The 14959-nt window shown below is 70.6% G+C and carries 14 protein-coding genes; 9 read left to right on the top strand and 5 right to left on the bottom strand.

What is annotated here, in order from left to right; genetic code table 11:
• Positions 1-9: 9 nt before the first annotated feature.
• The 4 genes from HNR07_RS22875 to HNR07_RS22895 all read right to left on the bottom strand — a co-directional run bounded on the left by HNR07_RS22875 (position 10) and on the right by HNR07_RS22895 (position 4716).
• Positions 10-870, bottom strand: a complete 861-nt coding sequence (locus HNR07_RS22875) for an alpha/beta fold hydrolase (RefSeq protein WP_184366735.1) — start codon at positions 868-870, stop codon at positions 10-12.
• Between the two features lie 73 nt (positions 871-943).
• The gene (locus tag HNR07_RS22880) at positions 944-2992 is read right to left on the bottom strand and encodes an acyltransferase family protein (protein WP_184366736.1); all 2049 of its coding nucleotides are present in this window, start codon (positions 2990-2992) and stop codon (positions 944-946) included.
• A 531-nt stretch (positions 2993-3523) separates the two neighbouring features.
• Entirely contained in the window at positions 3524-4036 is a 513-nt protein-coding gene (locus tag HNR07_RS22890; RefSeq protein ID WP_184366737.1) for an ATP-binding protein, read from the bottom strand.
• 164 nt (positions 4037-4200) lie between these two features.
• On the bottom strand, positions 4201-4716 hold the full coding sequence (locus HNR07_RS22895) for a hypothetical protein (RefSeq protein ID WP_184366738.1): 516 nt from the start codon (positions 4714-4716) through the stop codon (positions 4201-4203).
• Positions 4717-5197: 481 nt separating this feature from the next.
• Between HNR07_RS22895 and HNR07_RS22900 the strand changes: the two genes are divergently transcribed.
• The 4 genes from HNR07_RS22900 (at position 5198) to HNR07_RS22915 (ending at position 8842) form a co-directional block, all read left to right on the top strand.
• The gene (locus HNR07_RS22900; RefSeq protein WP_184366739.1) at positions 5198-6055 is read left to right on the top strand and encodes a helix-turn-helix domain-containing protein; all 858 of its coding nucleotides are present in this window, start codon (positions 5198-5200) and stop codon (positions 6053-6055) included.
• Positions 6056-6063: 8 nt separating this feature from the next.
• Positions 6064-6258 (top strand): DUF397 domain-containing protein, encoded by a 195-nt coding sequence (locus tag HNR07_RS22905; RefSeq protein WP_184366740.1) that lies wholly within the window; start codon positions 6064-6066, stop codon positions 6256-6258.
• A gap of 335 nt (positions 6259-6593) precedes the next feature.
• Positions 6594-7574: a phosphotransferase gene (locus HNR07_RS22910; protein ID WP_246420460.1), complete on the top strand. Its 981-nt coding sequence runs from the start codon at positions 6594-6596 to the stop codon at positions 7572-7574.
• A 32-nt stretch (positions 7575-7606) separates the two neighbouring features.
• Positions 7607-8842, top strand: coding sequence for an MFS transporter (locus HNR07_RS22915; RefSeq protein ID WP_184366741.1), 1236 nt, complete (start codon positions 7607-7609; stop codon positions 8840-8842).
• Here the strand turns inward: HNR07_RS22915 and HNR07_RS22920 are convergent.
• A complete protein-coding gene (locus tag HNR07_RS22920) occupies positions 8839-9441 on the bottom strand; it encodes a suppressor of fused domain protein (protein WP_184372505.1) in 603 nt (200 codons plus the stop codon). The genes HNR07_RS22915 and HNR07_RS22920 overlap by 4 nt on opposite strands.
• A gap of 319 nt (positions 9442-9760) precedes the next feature.
• Between HNR07_RS22920 and HNR07_RS22925 the strand changes: the two genes are divergently transcribed.
• The 5 genes from HNR07_RS22925 (at position 9761) to HNR07_RS22945 (ending at position 14958) form a co-directional block, all read left to right on the top strand.
• The gene (locus HNR07_RS22925; RefSeq protein WP_017590578.1) at positions 9761-9943 is read left to right on the top strand and encodes a thiazolylpeptide-type bacteriocin; all 183 of its coding nucleotides are present in this window, start codon (positions 9761-9763) and stop codon (positions 9941-9943) included.
• A 194-nt stretch (positions 9944-10137) separates the two neighbouring features.
• A complete protein-coding gene (locus tag HNR07_RS22930) occupies positions 10138-10320 on the top strand; it encodes a thiazolylpeptide-type bacteriocin (RefSeq protein ID WP_184366742.1) in 183 nt (60 codons plus the stop codon).
• 86 nt (positions 10321-10406) lie between these two features.
• A complete protein-coding gene (locus HNR07_RS22935; protein ID WP_312893947.1) occupies positions 10407-11375 on the top strand; it encodes an ABC transporter ATP-binding protein in 969 nt (322 codons plus the stop codon).
• Positions 11372-12277: an ABC transporter permease gene (locus tag HNR07_RS22940; protein WP_184366743.1), complete on the top strand. Its 906-nt coding sequence runs from the start codon at positions 11372-11374 to the stop codon at positions 12275-12277. The genes HNR07_RS22935 and HNR07_RS22940 overlap by 4 nt, the downstream gene beginning before the upstream one ends.
• Entirely contained in the window at positions 12274-14958 is a 2685-nt protein-coding gene (locus HNR07_RS22945) for a lantibiotic dehydratase family protein (RefSeq protein WP_221318905.1), read from the top strand. The genes HNR07_RS22940 and HNR07_RS22945 overlap by 4 nt, the downstream gene beginning before the upstream one ends.
• The last annotated feature ends 1 nt before the right edge of the window (position 14959 follow it).

The raw sequence follows: 14959 nt of genomic DNA on the forward strand, positions 1-14959 counted from the left end.
GGGCCGTGTTCAGTCGGAGGCGGTGTGTGCAGCGATCGCGCCGACCACCTCGTCCCACAGCTCAGGGGGAGGGTGCTGGTGGCCCACCCCGGAGAGCGGGTGCAGGCGGGCGCCGGGGATCTCCTCGGCGAGGGCTTCGGCGTGCGCGTACGGGAAGAGTGGGTCCTGCCTGCCGTGCAGCACCAGGGTGGGCGCGGTGATCTCGCCGAGCCGGGCGCCCAGGGGTGTCGCGGCGGCCAGCCAGTGGTTGACGGCCGAGGCCATGTCACCGCCGCGTTCCATCGACCGGGTCACGACACTCCGGATGCGGTCCGGGTCGACCGGGGCGCCTCCGGCGAAGACGCGCTCCAAAGCGACCATGTAGTCCACCACCGCGTCGCGGTCGCTCCAGTCGGGGTCGGGCAGGGGTTCGGCGAACGACCGCGAGACGGCCTCGGTCGGCGGCGGCAGGTCCGGATGCTGCGCCCCGGGGCTCACCGGCGTGGTGGACATCAGGGTCAGCGACGCGACCCGGTCGGGGTCGCGCACTCCGAGGTACTGGGCGATGCCGCCACCGGAGGAGATGCCCACGACGTGGGCTCTGGGCAGGCGCAGGCCGTCCAGCACACCGACGGCGTCGTGGACGAGCGCGTCTCCGGAGTAGCCCGGATCCCCCACCGGGAACCGGGTCGAGCGCCCGGTGTCCCTGCTGTCGTAGCGCACGACGAAGCGTCCGGTGGCGGCCAGGCGTTCACAGAACCCGTCCTCCCACCAGTCCATCGAGGACTGGTTCCCGGCGATCAGCAGGATCGGCGGATGCCCCTCCCGCCCGAAGGACTGGACGCACAGTTCCACGTCGCCGACCCGGACCAGTCGCTCGTCGGACGGCATCGGCACTCCCAGGTTCGGCACGGTGTGGTGGTCGGTGAGGCTACCCACCAGTCCCGTGCGTCACACGGGCACGTCACAAGGAGGTGCTGACGAGCAGTCGCCTCTCCAGCTCGGAGGCGAGGGTGCGCATGTAGGTGGTGGTGATGTGGCTGGCGTCCCAGTAGACGAGAACGTTGCCGACGACCGGGTGGCACAGGTCGGGCTCGCACAGGAGGTCGGTGAGGTCGAGCGGGGTGACGTTGCCGGGGAGTTCGACGTCCTCCAGGGGTGACTCCTCGGCCATCGACTCCGTGGGCGGGACCGCGCACTCGTCCTGGGCGGCTCCGGAGAGGCAGTCGACGGCGTCGAAGGGCAGCCGCGGGGTGTCGCGGACCGCGATGACGTCGATGCCCAGGGCTCCCAGCTCCCGCCAGCGCTCGACGTAGCCGTCCACCAGGACCTCCTCACCGAAGCCCGCGGTGGTGTCCAGGCTGGTGGTGGTGCCGGTGGTGAACACCGCGTCGGGCCGCAGGGAGCGGAGTTCGGTCATGGCGTCGCGGTTCCACTCGGCGCACGCGGTGTAGGGCTCGCCCTGGTAGAGCTGGGGTGCGTCGGTGAACAGGCAGGCGCCCTTGGTGATGTTGACCAGCCGCCAGTCGCGGCGCTCGGCGATCACCTCCAGGGCGGGGAACCAGTGCGCGGCGTGCGAGCCGCCGACCAGGGCGACGGTGCGGGCCGGGTCGTCCGAGCCGTAGACACAGGTGATCGCCTCGGTTCCGGCCGTGGACTGGTTGCAGCCGTCCTCGTAGGTGACTGGAACGTCCTGGGCGGCGGAGGCCGGGGGCGGGTGCACCGGGTCCGGGTAATCGCCGTGGCCGCCGGAATCATCGCTGAGCAGGGCGGCCGCGCCGGGGTAGCGGGCCGGGTCGGCGAGCAGCTCCTCCAGCTGGCGCTGCTGGGTGTCCAGCCGAGCCGTCCACAGGCTTGTGGACAACAGGAGGGGAACCAGGCAAGCGGCGGCGACCACCGGAGCCCGGACCGTTCCGCGACCGGCCTCGACGACCCGCTCGGAGAGCCGGGTGGTGACCGCGGCCAGGGCGGTCGAAAGGGCGAGGATAGCGGCGCCACCGACCGGCGTGGCCGAATCGCGGCCGGTGACCGCCAGGTAGAACACCAGGACCGGCCAGTGCCACAGGTAGAGGGCGTAGGAGATCGAACCCAGGTAGCGCACCGGACGCAGGGTCAGCCAGCGGTCGGCGGCCCACGGGGAACCGGTGGTCCCAGCGACGACGATCGCGACCGCCGCCAGGGTCGGCCACAGGGCCGCGTAGCCGGGGAAGACCGTGGACACCTGGAGGAGTACCCCGCACAGGACCAGGGCGGTCAGGCCGAGCCAGCCCAGCGGGATTCGGAGGGCCTTCGGGGTGTTGATGTGCGGCAGGAGGAGTGCGAGCAGCCCGCCGAGCGCGAACTCCCACAGGCGGGCGCCGGTGTCGAAGTAGGCCCACGGCTGGTCCGCCCGGGTCATCAGCACCGAGTACGCCAGCGAGAGGACGAACACCGCCCCCAGCACCCCGACCAGCACCCGCCGCCGGGACACTCCCTTCCGGCCCGCCCACCACACGGCCAGGCCGATCACCACCGGCCACAGCAGATAGAACTGGCCCTGGACGGACAACGACCAGAAGTGCTGGAAGAGGCTCATTCCGTCGTCACGGGCGAGGTAGTCGACCGACCCGAGGGCCAGGTGCCAGTTCTGGTAGTAGAACGCGGCGGCCACGGCTTCGGCGATCGTGTCCCGCCAACGCGCCTCGGGCAGAAGCAGACGCGCGCCCGCCAGGGAGAGCACGATCACCAGGACAGCGGCCGGAACCAGCCGCACCGCGAGCCGCCCGAGGAAGGCGCCGTACCTGAACGTGCCGCGCCCGGCCGACCGCACCAGGGAACCGGTGACGAGGAAGCCGGTGAGCAGTAGGAAGACGTCGACGCCACCGGAGACCCGGCCGAACCACACGTGATAGGCGGCCACCAGGAGGACGGCGACGGCGCGCAGGCCGTCGATCTCCTGCCGGTGACCGCCGCCGGGGCCGGGGTGTGGACCCGGGCGGGGGCCGGGGCGCGCGGGAGCGCTGGTCTTACTCACGGGTCCCCCACGCTCCCGGCCCCACGTGTCCACCCGGGATACGCGAGTTGGCGCCCACGAGAACCCGCAGGAAAACGGAGCGCGGGGCGAGCCGGAGCGGCTAGACCAGGAGTTCGGCGGTCAGGACGGCTTCGTCACCCGCCACTTCCCCGAGGGACTGCCCCACCGCCTGCCCGAACAGCAGTACCGCGCTGACCAGCATCGCGGGCCGGGCCCACCACCGACACGGAGCCCGATGCCGTCCCCTCCGGCTCCGGGGCACTGCCTTCTGCCGAGCTTCCCGCGTGGCTGGCTCCCTCCGGGGCCGATCCACGACCACCCGCCGCGACACCTCACCGCGTCCCAACAAGGAGGTGACCCCGGGGTTCACCTCCATCTGCCGCAACAACCGTTCCCTGCGCTCCTCCCAGGTCTCCCACGGCTCCGGAACCGGCTGCCGGGTCACGGGCTGGCTCAACGCGGCCCCCTGCCGGGAGAACCTACGTCCCCGGGGTGCCGCCAACACCGACCGCACCCTGCGGTCCACGTTCGTCATCCCTGGCCACCGCCCAGCGCGAACTCCGCCCAGATGACCGTCCCCAGCCCCGCACAGAACGGGAAGTCGACCACCGACCGCGTGCCCCACCGGGTCGCCAGATGCTGGATCAGCAACAGACCCCGACCGCGCTCAGCCTCGCCCCACTCCTCCACCGACCAGTCCGGGGTCTCCGGCCCCTGGAACTCGACGGTGTCCGTGCGCATCCCGTCGTCCACGACCGCGACCTGAATGCTGCTCGCGGTGGGCATGTACAGCGTGCGGACCACCCGGCCCTCGACGTCCTGCCCCGAACGCGAGTGCGCGCAGGCGTTGGCGAACATCTCGCTCAGGCAGAGCACCATGTTCTCGCCGGTCTCCTCACTCAGCCCGGTCAGCCCGACCAGGTCAGACGCCAGTTCCGCACGCACCCCGCTGGTCTGGGCCAGGTCCCCCGGATAGATCCGCGAGGCCCAACGCCGCACCGCGAGCGGGAGCGTGGGTGTGAAGGTGTTTGGCACAATAGCCATGTCGACAACTCTTCTCTTCAGTCTTGTTTGTCGGCCTGCTCTGGGGGTGTTTGCCGCACCCGCCAGAGCTTTCTCATGAGTACTGCTGATGGACTGCGCGCCCGCCGGACTTGAGGGACCCGGTGCCGCAGCGGGCACGCGGGGTTTTGAGGGTGGTCCGGGTTCTAGGTGTCGGTCGGGTCGGTTCCCTGGATGCGGTGGCCGAGCAGCCGCAGGAGTTCACGGCGGGTGGGTGCGGTGATGCGCTCCCAACGGTCGCCCTCGCCCGCCCAGTTGAAGGGGCGCCGGGCCACGTAGATCTCGTGGGGAGCGACGCCCTCGATGGTCAGGTTCCAGTGCTTGTAGAGCAGCGGACACAGGACGTGCTCCGGGACCGGCAGCTCTGCCTCCACAGGCGGGCTCTCCTGTGGGGCCACTGGCAGGCTCGCCCCGTCACCGCCCACCGCCCGGACCGCACGGGGCGGGTTGGGGTACTCGGAGATGGCCTCGTCGATCAGCAGGGTCGCCAACTCCGCGTCGTTCTCTTCACGGGCCAGGCGCAACGCTTCCCGGATCAGAGGCAGTCGACCACGCAGGGTGTGGGAGTGCCACTCGGCCAGCTGGGAGGGGTTCAAGTACGCGGGCGATTGAAGGGCTTCGTCGATGACGGTGAGCAGGTCATCGGTGTAGATGTCCGGCATCAGGCCGCCACCCCCAACCGCCGCAATCCAGCGAGCACAGCCTGGAGCACGTCCAAGGGTGCGGTATCCAACGGCCGCCGAGGCGACGGGATCAGCGGAGGCCGAGCTGTGCGGAAGGGTCGCGTCTCAGAGTGGATGCGAGGGTTGGCGGCGAAGGCACGCACACGCCCGGCCCTACGGGGGCGGCGACGGCCGCGCAGGATCTCGGTAGCGCGGTAGCGCACATAGGCCAGCTCAGACAGGTTCAAGCAACGCGGCATAGCGCGGCTCCTGGTGTTCGTGTGCCGGATGGGAGATCCAGCGCTCCTGGTGAGACACCATGGTCACCCACTGCGCACAGAAACGCAAGATGCGTTCTAAAAAGCATGCGACAATTTCTAGCGCTAGTAGCTATCCAGGAGGCAAGGTGCGTGGAATGTCTGGAAATTCGCCACGGAGCGTAAGCTCAGCAGGTCAGCATCGACACAAGGAGGGTGACGAGGTGGCCTCCAGTCCCACACTCCGCCGACGCCGACTGGCCCGGCAGCTTCTCCGACTCCGGGAGGAGGCCGGGCTCACCGCCAAGCAGGCCGCGGCCGAGGCGAAGAGGAAAGCCCCGGACAAGTCGTGGTTCGAAGCGAAGATCACCCGAATCGAAACCAGGAAGATCCTGAAGGTCCGGGACGCCGACCTCCAAGTCCTCCTTGACGTATACGGGGTTACCGACCTGGAGCAACGCGAGGCCTACCGCCGTCTCGCCCGTGAGGCGGCCAACAGTGGCTGGTGGTACGGGTACCGGGACATCCTTGGCGCTGGCACCTACATCGACTTGGAGAGCGAAGCAAGCCGCATTCGCACCTACCAGGTTCAACACCTGCCCGGCCTACTTCAGACCGAGTCCTACGCCCGTGCCATGATCCGGGCGGGCGGGGTGACCTCCGAAGAGGAAATCGACCGCCGGGTCGAGGTGCGCATCATGCGCCAGCACCTACTGTCCCGCTCTGATGCCCCGCGGTTGTGGGCGATCATCGACGAGACCGCTTTCCGTAAACTCCCTCGGGAAGTGGCCGCTGACCAGATCCGTCATCTCGTCGCTGTACAGAAGCCATCGCTTCGGGTGCAGGTGCTCCCGGATGAGGTAGGGCCACACGCAGGGATGGATGGCAGCTTCGTGGTCCTAGATTTCGAGTCGGACCCATCTGCGGTGTACGCCGAGCAGGTAGGCGGAGGCGGCCTGCTTGTTGAGGACCCCGAGCAGATTACGATCTACGAGACCGTCCTCGACCATGTCCAGGCCTCGGCCCTCAGTGTTGCGGACTCCCGGACATGGCTTGAGGATCGGCTCAGCCAGCTCGACTAGAGGACACCATGTTCACCAGCAGCAGCGAATCCCACCTGCACTTCCGCAAGTCGTCCTACAGCAGCGCCCGCGGCCAGGACTGTGTCGAGGTCGCCGATGCCCCCGGAGTGTCTGCGGTTCGCGATACCCAGAACAGGGAGGCCGGGCACTTGGCATTCCCCTCGACGGAGTGGGCTGCGCTTCTGCGCACGAGCGCTCGCTAGGCGGAGACGCAGAAGGCCCCGACCGGCAAATGGGTCGGGGCCTTTGCAATGCTCACCAGAAGCATTATCCCGGCGTCACTGTACCCCGGGCTGCCCGGGGCATGACTGATCCCCCAGAGCGCCGTCGGTGAACTCGCACAGATCCCTTACCGGATCGGCTGCCAGGTGACACCGGAGCCCTCGCTCGCGGCCGGGCTCCCTGCGTTGTGTGGATTCCTCGGGTTCCCCACACAACGCAGGGAACCCAGGAGAACCAGCGACACAGCTTCCCGCCGGACGAGGCTTTCTCACAGGGCTCGGCCCTACCCTGGTCGATCCCGGTATCGTTCCTCCGCATGACCGAGATCGAGATCACCGCGGATCTCATCCGCGACCTGCTGCAGGACCAGCACCCGGACCTGGCCGGGTTTCCCCTCCGAGAAGTCGAGGGCGGGTGGGGTAACCAGATGTGGCGCCTCGGGGACGAGCTGGCCGTGCGGATCCAGCGCATGGACACCGACCCCGCCCCCCAGCTCAAGGAGCGCCGGTGGCTCCCTCCGCTCGCTCCGCGCCTGCCGCTACCGGTCCCCGTCCCCGTGCGTAATGGCGCACCCTCCGAGCGCTTCCCCAAGTTGTGGACGGTCATGACGTGGGTGCCGGGCCTGCCGCTGGACCGCGGGTCCATCGCCCGCGGCGAGCACGCGGCCGCCACCCTGGCGGCGTTCCTCCGGGCGCTGCACGTGGCGGCGCCCGCCGACGCCCCGGTCGACACGGGCCGCGGCACGCATCCCAAGGACTGCACGGAAGGCTTCGAGCATTTCTTCCACTCCGTCGACGCTGACGCGATCGGCTCCGACGCCGCCGACGTCCGGGCCGTCTGGGACGACGCCGTCGCGGCCCCAGCATGGGAGGGGTCTCCGGTCTGGGTACACGGCGACCTGCATCCCGCGAACGTCGTCGTCGCGGACGGGACGCTGGCGGGTGTCGTCGACTTCGGCGACCTGTTCGTCGGCGACCCGGCGGTGGACCTGTCGGCCGCCTGGGTGCTGCTGCCCGCGGGCGTGGCCGCACGCTTCTTCGCCGCGTATGCGGAGGCCGATGAGGCGACGGTCCGGCGCGCCCGAGGGCTGGCCGCAATGAAGAGCCTCTTCCTGATGCTGATGGGCCAGAACGGGGACCGCGGCCTGCCCGGCGGCAAACCGGCGTGGGGCCCGGCGGGGCGGGCGGCGCTCGACCGGGTGCTTGAACGAGCCGCTGCCCCGCGAGACCGGCGACCTACCGCAACGGCTGTCGCAGCGCTCCAAAACGGGGTGCGGGGCGGGCGTCGAGAGGTCTAGGGTTCCGGCGACGCCAACGGAAGGTGCGCCCTATGCGGCTGGGGCCGGAGTTCGGACGGATCTGGTTGGGGAACGCCTCCTCGAACCTGGCGGACGGCGTCACCTTCGTCGCGCTGCCACTGCTGGCCGCGATGGTCACGCAGAACCCGCTGGCCGTGGCCGGGCTGACCGTGGCCTACACCGTTCCCCGGGTGCTGGCCGTGCTGGGGATCGGGGTGCTCGTGGACCGGGCGGACCGGCGGCGGCTCCTGTACCTGTCGAACTTCTCGCGGGCCGTGGTCTTCGGTCTGCTCACCGTTCTGGTCGCGTTGGACCTGGCCTCGCTGGTCGTGCTGTACCTGGTGTTCGCCGTGATGGGCGTGGTCGAGACGGTCTCGGACAGTTCGGCCTTCGCGGTGCTGCCGCAGGCCGTGCGTCCGCAGGGGCTGGACAGGGCGAACTCACGGATCGCCGGAACACAGATCGTGGTGGACGAGTTCGTGGGGCCACCGCTGGGCGGCTTCCTTTTCGCGGCCGCCGCTTTGGCGCCGAGTGCGGTGAACACGCTCGCCTTCCTCGCGGCGGGCGTCGCCTACTACTCGCTGCGGGGTGACTACCGGCAGGCTGAAGGCCCACGGGAGAGCGTTCTCTCCGAGGTGCGCGAGGGCGCGGTGTGGGTGTGGCGCAGCCCGGTGGTCCGGACGCTGGTGGTGATCAGCGCCCTCGCGAGTGTGGCGTACATGATCCCCTTCTCGTACCTGGTGCTGTACTCGGGACAGGTACTGGGGCTGGGACCCACCGGGTACGGGCTGCTCCTGTCGGCCTCGGCGGTGGGCGGGCTGGTGGGTGCGTGGATCGCGGAGAGGGTCCGCGCGCGGTGGGGCTACCACCGCTCGATCACCGGCGCGCTGCTCACCGGAGCCCTGGCGTTCGCGGCGGTGCCGCTGACCGACCACGCGGGGGTGGTCGCGGTGCTGCTCGCCGTCTACGTCGGCCATGCGGTGGTGTGGAACGTGCTGGCCGCCTCGGTACGGCAGAAGGCCACCCCGGCCCGGTTGATGGGCCGGGCCGGGTCGGTGAACCGTCTGTTGGGGATGTCCGGGCTGGCGCTCGGCGCACTCATGGGCGGCACGCTGGCCTCGGTGTTCGGGCTGCGGCCGCCGTTCCTGGTGGCAGGCGCCCTGTTCCTGGTCGCGGTGGCGGTGTGCGTGCTTGCGGGGCCGCGGTTCCGGGCGTGGGAGGCGGAGCAGGAGTCGGGGGAGCCAGCCGCGGAGGGCGAGGAACGCTAGAGGCGGATGGTCTCGCGGTTCGGATCGGTGAGCATCTTCGGGTCGCGGTCGCGCAGCAGGGCGATGATCGGCGCGACCGTGTCGGCCTGCTGGGCGTACTCGCCCTCCTCGGCCATGAGCCCCACCACCTGGAAGAACAGCACGAGGCCGTTGTCGGTGTCCAGGATGCGCATGTCCGCGTCGGGGACGATCGCGAGTGAGGTCATGTCGCCGTTCGACTTCTCACCGCCCAGCGGGGACGGGGTGATGATCCAGTGCCCGACGTCGAGCTGGGCACCGGCGACGTACTGTCCGGCCAGGGCGTGCAGGACGCGGAGGATCCACGCGGGCACGGTCTCGTCGCCGTCCTCGCGCGGGATGCGGCAGGAGAACTCGAACCCGGCTCCGGAGACGCGCTTCTCCTCGCTGGTCTTCTCCCCCAGCTCGGTGAGGCCGAAGGTGACCAGCAGCCAGTGCCCCTCCATCGGGTAGGCGAGCACGCCGTCGATGCCCTGCTCGGAGTCGCTCGGCGGGAACTGGATGGTCAGCGGCTGCACGTCCGGGTAGTGCTGCGCCCACCCCTCGTAGATCTGGGTGAGTCCGGGCAGCAGTTCCAGCATCGTGCGCTCTCCAGGTTCGGCGTCGGTGCGCCCTGACCGGCGCACCTCAGTCAGTACACCTCAGAGGATATGCGGCCGGTGACCGCGGGATTCCAGACGGGCCCGCAGGTGACGGAGAGCAGCGGATGAGTTCGGGCTCTGGTTCCTTTTGGCATCAGGACCCACACGGGTTTCCCGATGTTCATCGTGTTAAACGGAAGAGAACCGGAGGCCACACCAGCAAAAAGGTTCAATACAACCTCTATCGACCTGCGCGGTCACATGTTATTTTCTTCCCGCCCGGGGGATCCGATTGGAAGATACAAACGAAGAGGCCACCATGCCCCATTCGACGGCACCCGAGATCGACCTGCCCGAGCTGAACTTCGACGACATGGAGGTGATGAGCGTCCGCGAGGCGGTCGCCGTCCCGGAGACCGGAGCCACCAGCGGCTCCAGCTCCTGCACCTCCACCTCGTGCTGCGGCTCCAGCAGCTGCTGCTCCGGCGGCTCCTGCGGCTGACGGAGTTCTCCGCGGACTCCGTACGAGTCCCTCGCCAGCACGGGACCAAGCCACACTTCATCCCCGATCCACCATCCCCCAAACCCCGAAATCGGAACTCGCGCATAACCCCCAGGGCATGGCGCGAATTCCCCGGCTGTGCGATGGAGCGTTTCGCACAGGAATCCCCCGACAAACTGAAAAGAAGGTGCCCCATGGCGGTCCAGGAATCCCCCACGATCGAACTCCCCGACCTCAACTTCGACGACATGGAGGTGATGAGCGTCCGCGAGGCGGTCGCCGTCCCGGAGACCGGAGCCACCAGCGGCTCCAGCTCCTGCACCTCCACCTCGTGCTGCGGCTCCAGCAGCTGCTGCTCGTCGGGTTCGTGCGGCTGACGCGCTGATCGAGGGCGGCCCTCTCGCCGGGGCCGTCCTCCCCACCCCCTGCCCTACCCCCCGAAGAAGCACGACGAGGGCCGCACGTGTACGCGATCAACGCCACGGACATCACCAAGGACTACGGGAAGGGAGAGGTGCTCCACGGCATCTCCTACCGAGTGCCCACCGGACAGATCGCCGCTCTGCTCGGCCCCAACGGGGCGGGCAAGACGACGCTGATCGAGATCCTGGAGGGCCACCGGGGACGCACCTCGGGACAGGTGGAGGTGCTCGGCCTCGACCCCGGCAACCGCCGCGACTTCGCCGAACTCCGCACGCGCATGAGCGTGGTCCTGCAGCAGACCATGCTGGAGCCGGGCCTGTCGGTCCGCGACATCCTGCGCCGCCACGCCTCCTACTACCCGGACCCGCTCGGTGTGGACGAGGCCCTGGAACAGGTGGAGCTCACCGAGAAGAGGTCCGCCCTGGTCAAATCGCTCTCCGACGGTCAGCGACGCCGACTGGACCTGGCCCTGGCGCTGACCGGCCGACCGGAACTCCTCTTCCTCGACGAGCCCACCACCGGACTGGACCCCGTCTCGCGCCGCCGGATCCGCGCCCTGGTCTCCGGTCTGCGCGAGTGCGGCACGACCGTCGTGCTGACCTCGCACGACCTCACCGAAGTGCAGGAGCTCGCCGACCGCGTGGACGTCATCCGCGACGGCGCCTTCATCGCCTCCGGCACCCCGGACGACCTGGTCCGGGGCTCGGCGGCGTTCACGGTGGTGGAGTTCGCCGCGCCCGAGGGGGTCGACGGCCGACTGCCCGAGGGCGCGGAACTGGTCAACGGGCGGGCGCGCATCCTCACCGACGACCAGGACGCGGTGGTCGAGCGGGTGCAGGCCTGGGCCCGGGACGAGGGCACCCGGATCAGCGGCCTGACGATCGTGCCGCCCAGCCTGGACGACGCCTACGTGGCGATGTTGGAGAACGGCCCGGCCTCGAACAGCGCGAGCACGAACGGCGCGGCCCCGAACGAAGCAGCCACGAGCAAGGCGGGCAAGAGCGAATGAGCACCACCAGCACCGGTCCCGGAGCCACCGACCGCGCCCAGCGCGCCCGCCGTCCCTCCTCCTTCTGGCTGCACGTGGACGGAGAGCTCAAGGAGTTCTGGCGCTCCCCCATCACCCTGGCGTTCATCGTGCTCATGCCGGTGATGTTCTACGTGGGCTTCGGGCTGGCCTTCCGCTCCCAGGCGGAGGAGATCCGGCTCGTGGGCGAGTACGAGATCACCCAGGCCAACCTGAGTTTCGGCGGCATCCTCGGTTTCGCGCTGATGTCCGTCGCCTTCGCGAACGTGGCGATCGGCCTGGCGATCCGCCGCCACCACGGGCTGTTCAAACGCTTCCGCACCACCCCGGTCCGCCCGGTCACCGTGATGGGCGCCTACCTGATGAACACGCTCCTCACCACGGTCATCGTGCTGGGCGTGGTGACCGCGATCGGCCTGCTCGGCATGGGCGTGACCATCGACCCGGCACGCCTGCCCCAGCTCCTGACGGCGCTGCTGCTGGGCTTCGTGTGCATGGCCCCGCTCGGCGCGGCCGTCTCGCTGCTGCCACCCAACGCCGACGCCGCCGTGCCCATGGTGAACGGCATCTTCTTCCCGGCCGCGTTCCTGGCCGGCGGGTTCATCATCCTGCCGCTGGGCGACGCGGTCAGCGCGGTCGTGGACCTGCTGCCGGGCCGACCGCTCACCCTGCTGGTCCAGGGCGCGCTGTCCGAGTCCGGTCCCGTGTGGGACTGGTCGGCGGTGGGCCTGCTGCTGGCGTGGTCGCTGCTGGGAACCGTGGTGGCGCTGCGCTGGTTCCGTTGGGCGTCGGAGCGGGAGCCGCGCGGCTTCGGTTCGGCCAAGACCAAGGACAAGAACGGGGCCGAGAACGGGGACAAGGCGCGGGAGGGGACCCGAGCTTGACGACACCTGCCGAACCCGAACCCGCCGAACCCGGACGGTCCTTCGAGGTCGTCGAGGGCCCCTACCTGGTCTCCCGGATCAATCCGTATCCCTTCCGACAACTGCGCGGCGGGGACCCCACCGCCTCGCTGCTGCGTACCCTCGCCGAGCTGGAGCGCGACCGCGAGGACCTGCGCGAACCGCTCCTCGAAGCGCTGCACCAGGCCGCCCCGGAGCTAGGCGAGCCCCGGGGTGCGGCGCTGGCCGCCAAGCGCGCGGTGTTCAACGGGCGACCGCCCCGCGCCGACCTGCACGACCACCCCATCACCCGCAAGGTCCCGCTGCTGGGCGCGTGGACGGCCAACTGGCACGAAGCCCAGGCCGCGGCGGCCCTCGTGGACGCCGGGCACGAAGCGGGGCTCAGCGCCGAGCGCGCGATCCTGGCCGCGTGGGCCCGCGACCCCGCGGTGGACCGCTCCACCGCGCTGTCCAGCCCCGACCTGCACCGGGCGGTGGCCGCCCGCGCCGCCACCGACGAGCCCCCGAACAAGCGGATGCGCAAGGCCGAGGCCGCCCTGGTCCGCTACTTCTCCCGGTCCACGGTGAAGGTCAGCCCGTACTCGATGTACACGGCGGTGCACTTCGCTCCGCTGGAAGAACTGGACGCCGAAGGGCTCACGGGGGCAGACCGCACCCTCCGCCTCACCTCGCGCGCCGAACTCCGCAGGCTGCTCCCCCGGCAGGCCGCCCGCGCCCTGGCCGCCGACCCCCAGGCGCGGCTGGGCCTGGAGTGGGTGCTCACCGGCGGCGCCCGCCGGGAGGTCACCGACCGGGGCGAGCGCCTGGTGGTGCGCCGTCGCCGCTGGGCGCCGCCCTCCCCCGGTCTGCGCGCCGAGGCCTTCGGTGAGGAGGAGGTCCGGCTGCCGCTGACCGGGAGCTGGGACCGCCTCGTCACGGTCCTGGAGAAGCGGGCGGCCGCGCCGGTGCGGTTGGACGGGCTGCGCGACGCGGTCGCCGCCGACCTCGGCTGCGGTCCCGAACGGGCGCTGGGCGTGCTGGACCAGTTGATCGGGGTGGGTGTCCTGGTCCCCTGGTCACCCGTGCCCGAACAGTCCCCGGACTTCAGCCGCCACTGGCACCGGCTGGCCAGCGCGATGCCGGGCGAGGCCGCGGCCCGGGTGGCGGCGGCCTTCGGGGAGACGGAACGGACGCTGTCCGGTTTCGCCGGATCCGACGGAGCCGGGCGCGCCAGCGGCGTGCTGCGGCTGCAACAGGTGTGGTCAAAGGCGGTGGGCGTGCCGGGTTCGGCCACCTCACCGGTGGTGGAGGACTGTCTGGTCTCCCGGGGCCTCCCGGTGACACGCGGCCAGACCCGCGGCTGGTCGGCGGACCTGGGGCGGCTGATGCCGCTGCTGTTCGCGCTGGACGACCAGCGGGTGCTCTCGGGCGCACTGGAGCAGGTGTTCGTGGGCCGGTACGGACGGGGCGGACGCTGCTCGGACCTGGAGGGTTTCGCCCAGCACGCGCGGGCGGCCTTCCCCATGACGCAGGCGCTGATGGGCGGCGACCCCGCCGCCCTGGCCGGGGCGGACGAGGAGCTCACCCGGCTCCTGGCCGCGCGTCGACGGGCCGTGGACCACCTGGTGGAGCTCGGCCGCTCCGGCGGGGAACACGCGGAGGTGGACCCGGGGGTGGTGGACGAGGTCGCGGCGATGCTGCCGGACCGGGAGTTCACCGCCCGGCGCTCCTTCGCGGTGTTCGGCCAGGTCGTCCCCGGACAGAGCGGGGAGTCCGGCCTGGTGGTCAACCACCTCTACGGCGGCCGGGCCCGCTACTTCAGCCGGTTCCTGAACCAGATGCCCGGGGAGTTCCGCGAACGCGTCGCCGAACACGTGCGGCGGCTCGGCCCGGCAGGTGCCGACACCGTGCACATGCGGTCGGCTCTGGGTTTCAACGCGAACCTCTCGCCCGCGCTGGCCGCCGAGGAACTGGCGCTGCGCGACGAACCCACACTGCTGCCCGGCCCCGCCGCCCGGGACCTCACCCTGGTGCACACCCCGCACGGGCTGCGCCTGGTCCGGGAGGAGGGCCGCGAGATCGACCCCGTCTACACCGGTTTCCTGGTGCCGCACGCGCTGCCCTACGACGAGATGCTGGTGGCGATGGTCGCGGACTCGCCGTTCTTCTCCTTCGGCGACCTCGCCATCGACCTGCACGAACGCTGGACCGGACAGGGTTACCGGGGCGCGGCGCCCAGGATCGGTTTCGGTTCGCTCACGCTGTTCCGCCGCAGGTGGGGCATGGACGCGGCCGAGTTCACGGCGGGCCCCGAGGAGTCTTCCGCCGACCTGTACCGGCGGTTGAACGTGGCGCGCGAGCGGCGCGGCATCCCCGAGCAGGTGTTCGTGCGTCCGCTCCAGGGCGCCCGGCTCGGTCCGCTGGAGCGCGCCATGGCGCCCAAGCCCCAACACGTGGACTTCCTGAGCAGGCTGCACACCGGGACCGCCGCCAAGCGCCTGGCCCACCTGGGTCCGACGCTGCTGGTGGAGGAGATGCTGCCGGGGCCGGACCACCACCGGGTGCGCAGCCCGGCCGGTTCGCACGCCGGTGAGCTCTTCCTCGAACTCTCCACGGTGCCGCGCGCACCTGCTGGCGCCACCTCCTCTCCGGCTTCCCCCATCCCCCAGTCGAAGCGAGGCTGAC

The organism is Nocardiopsis metallicus, from assembly GCF_014201115.1.
Taxonomy (GTDB): Bacteria; Actinomycetota; Actinomycetes; order Streptosporangiales; family Streptosporangiaceae; genus Nocardiopsis; species Nocardiopsis metallicus.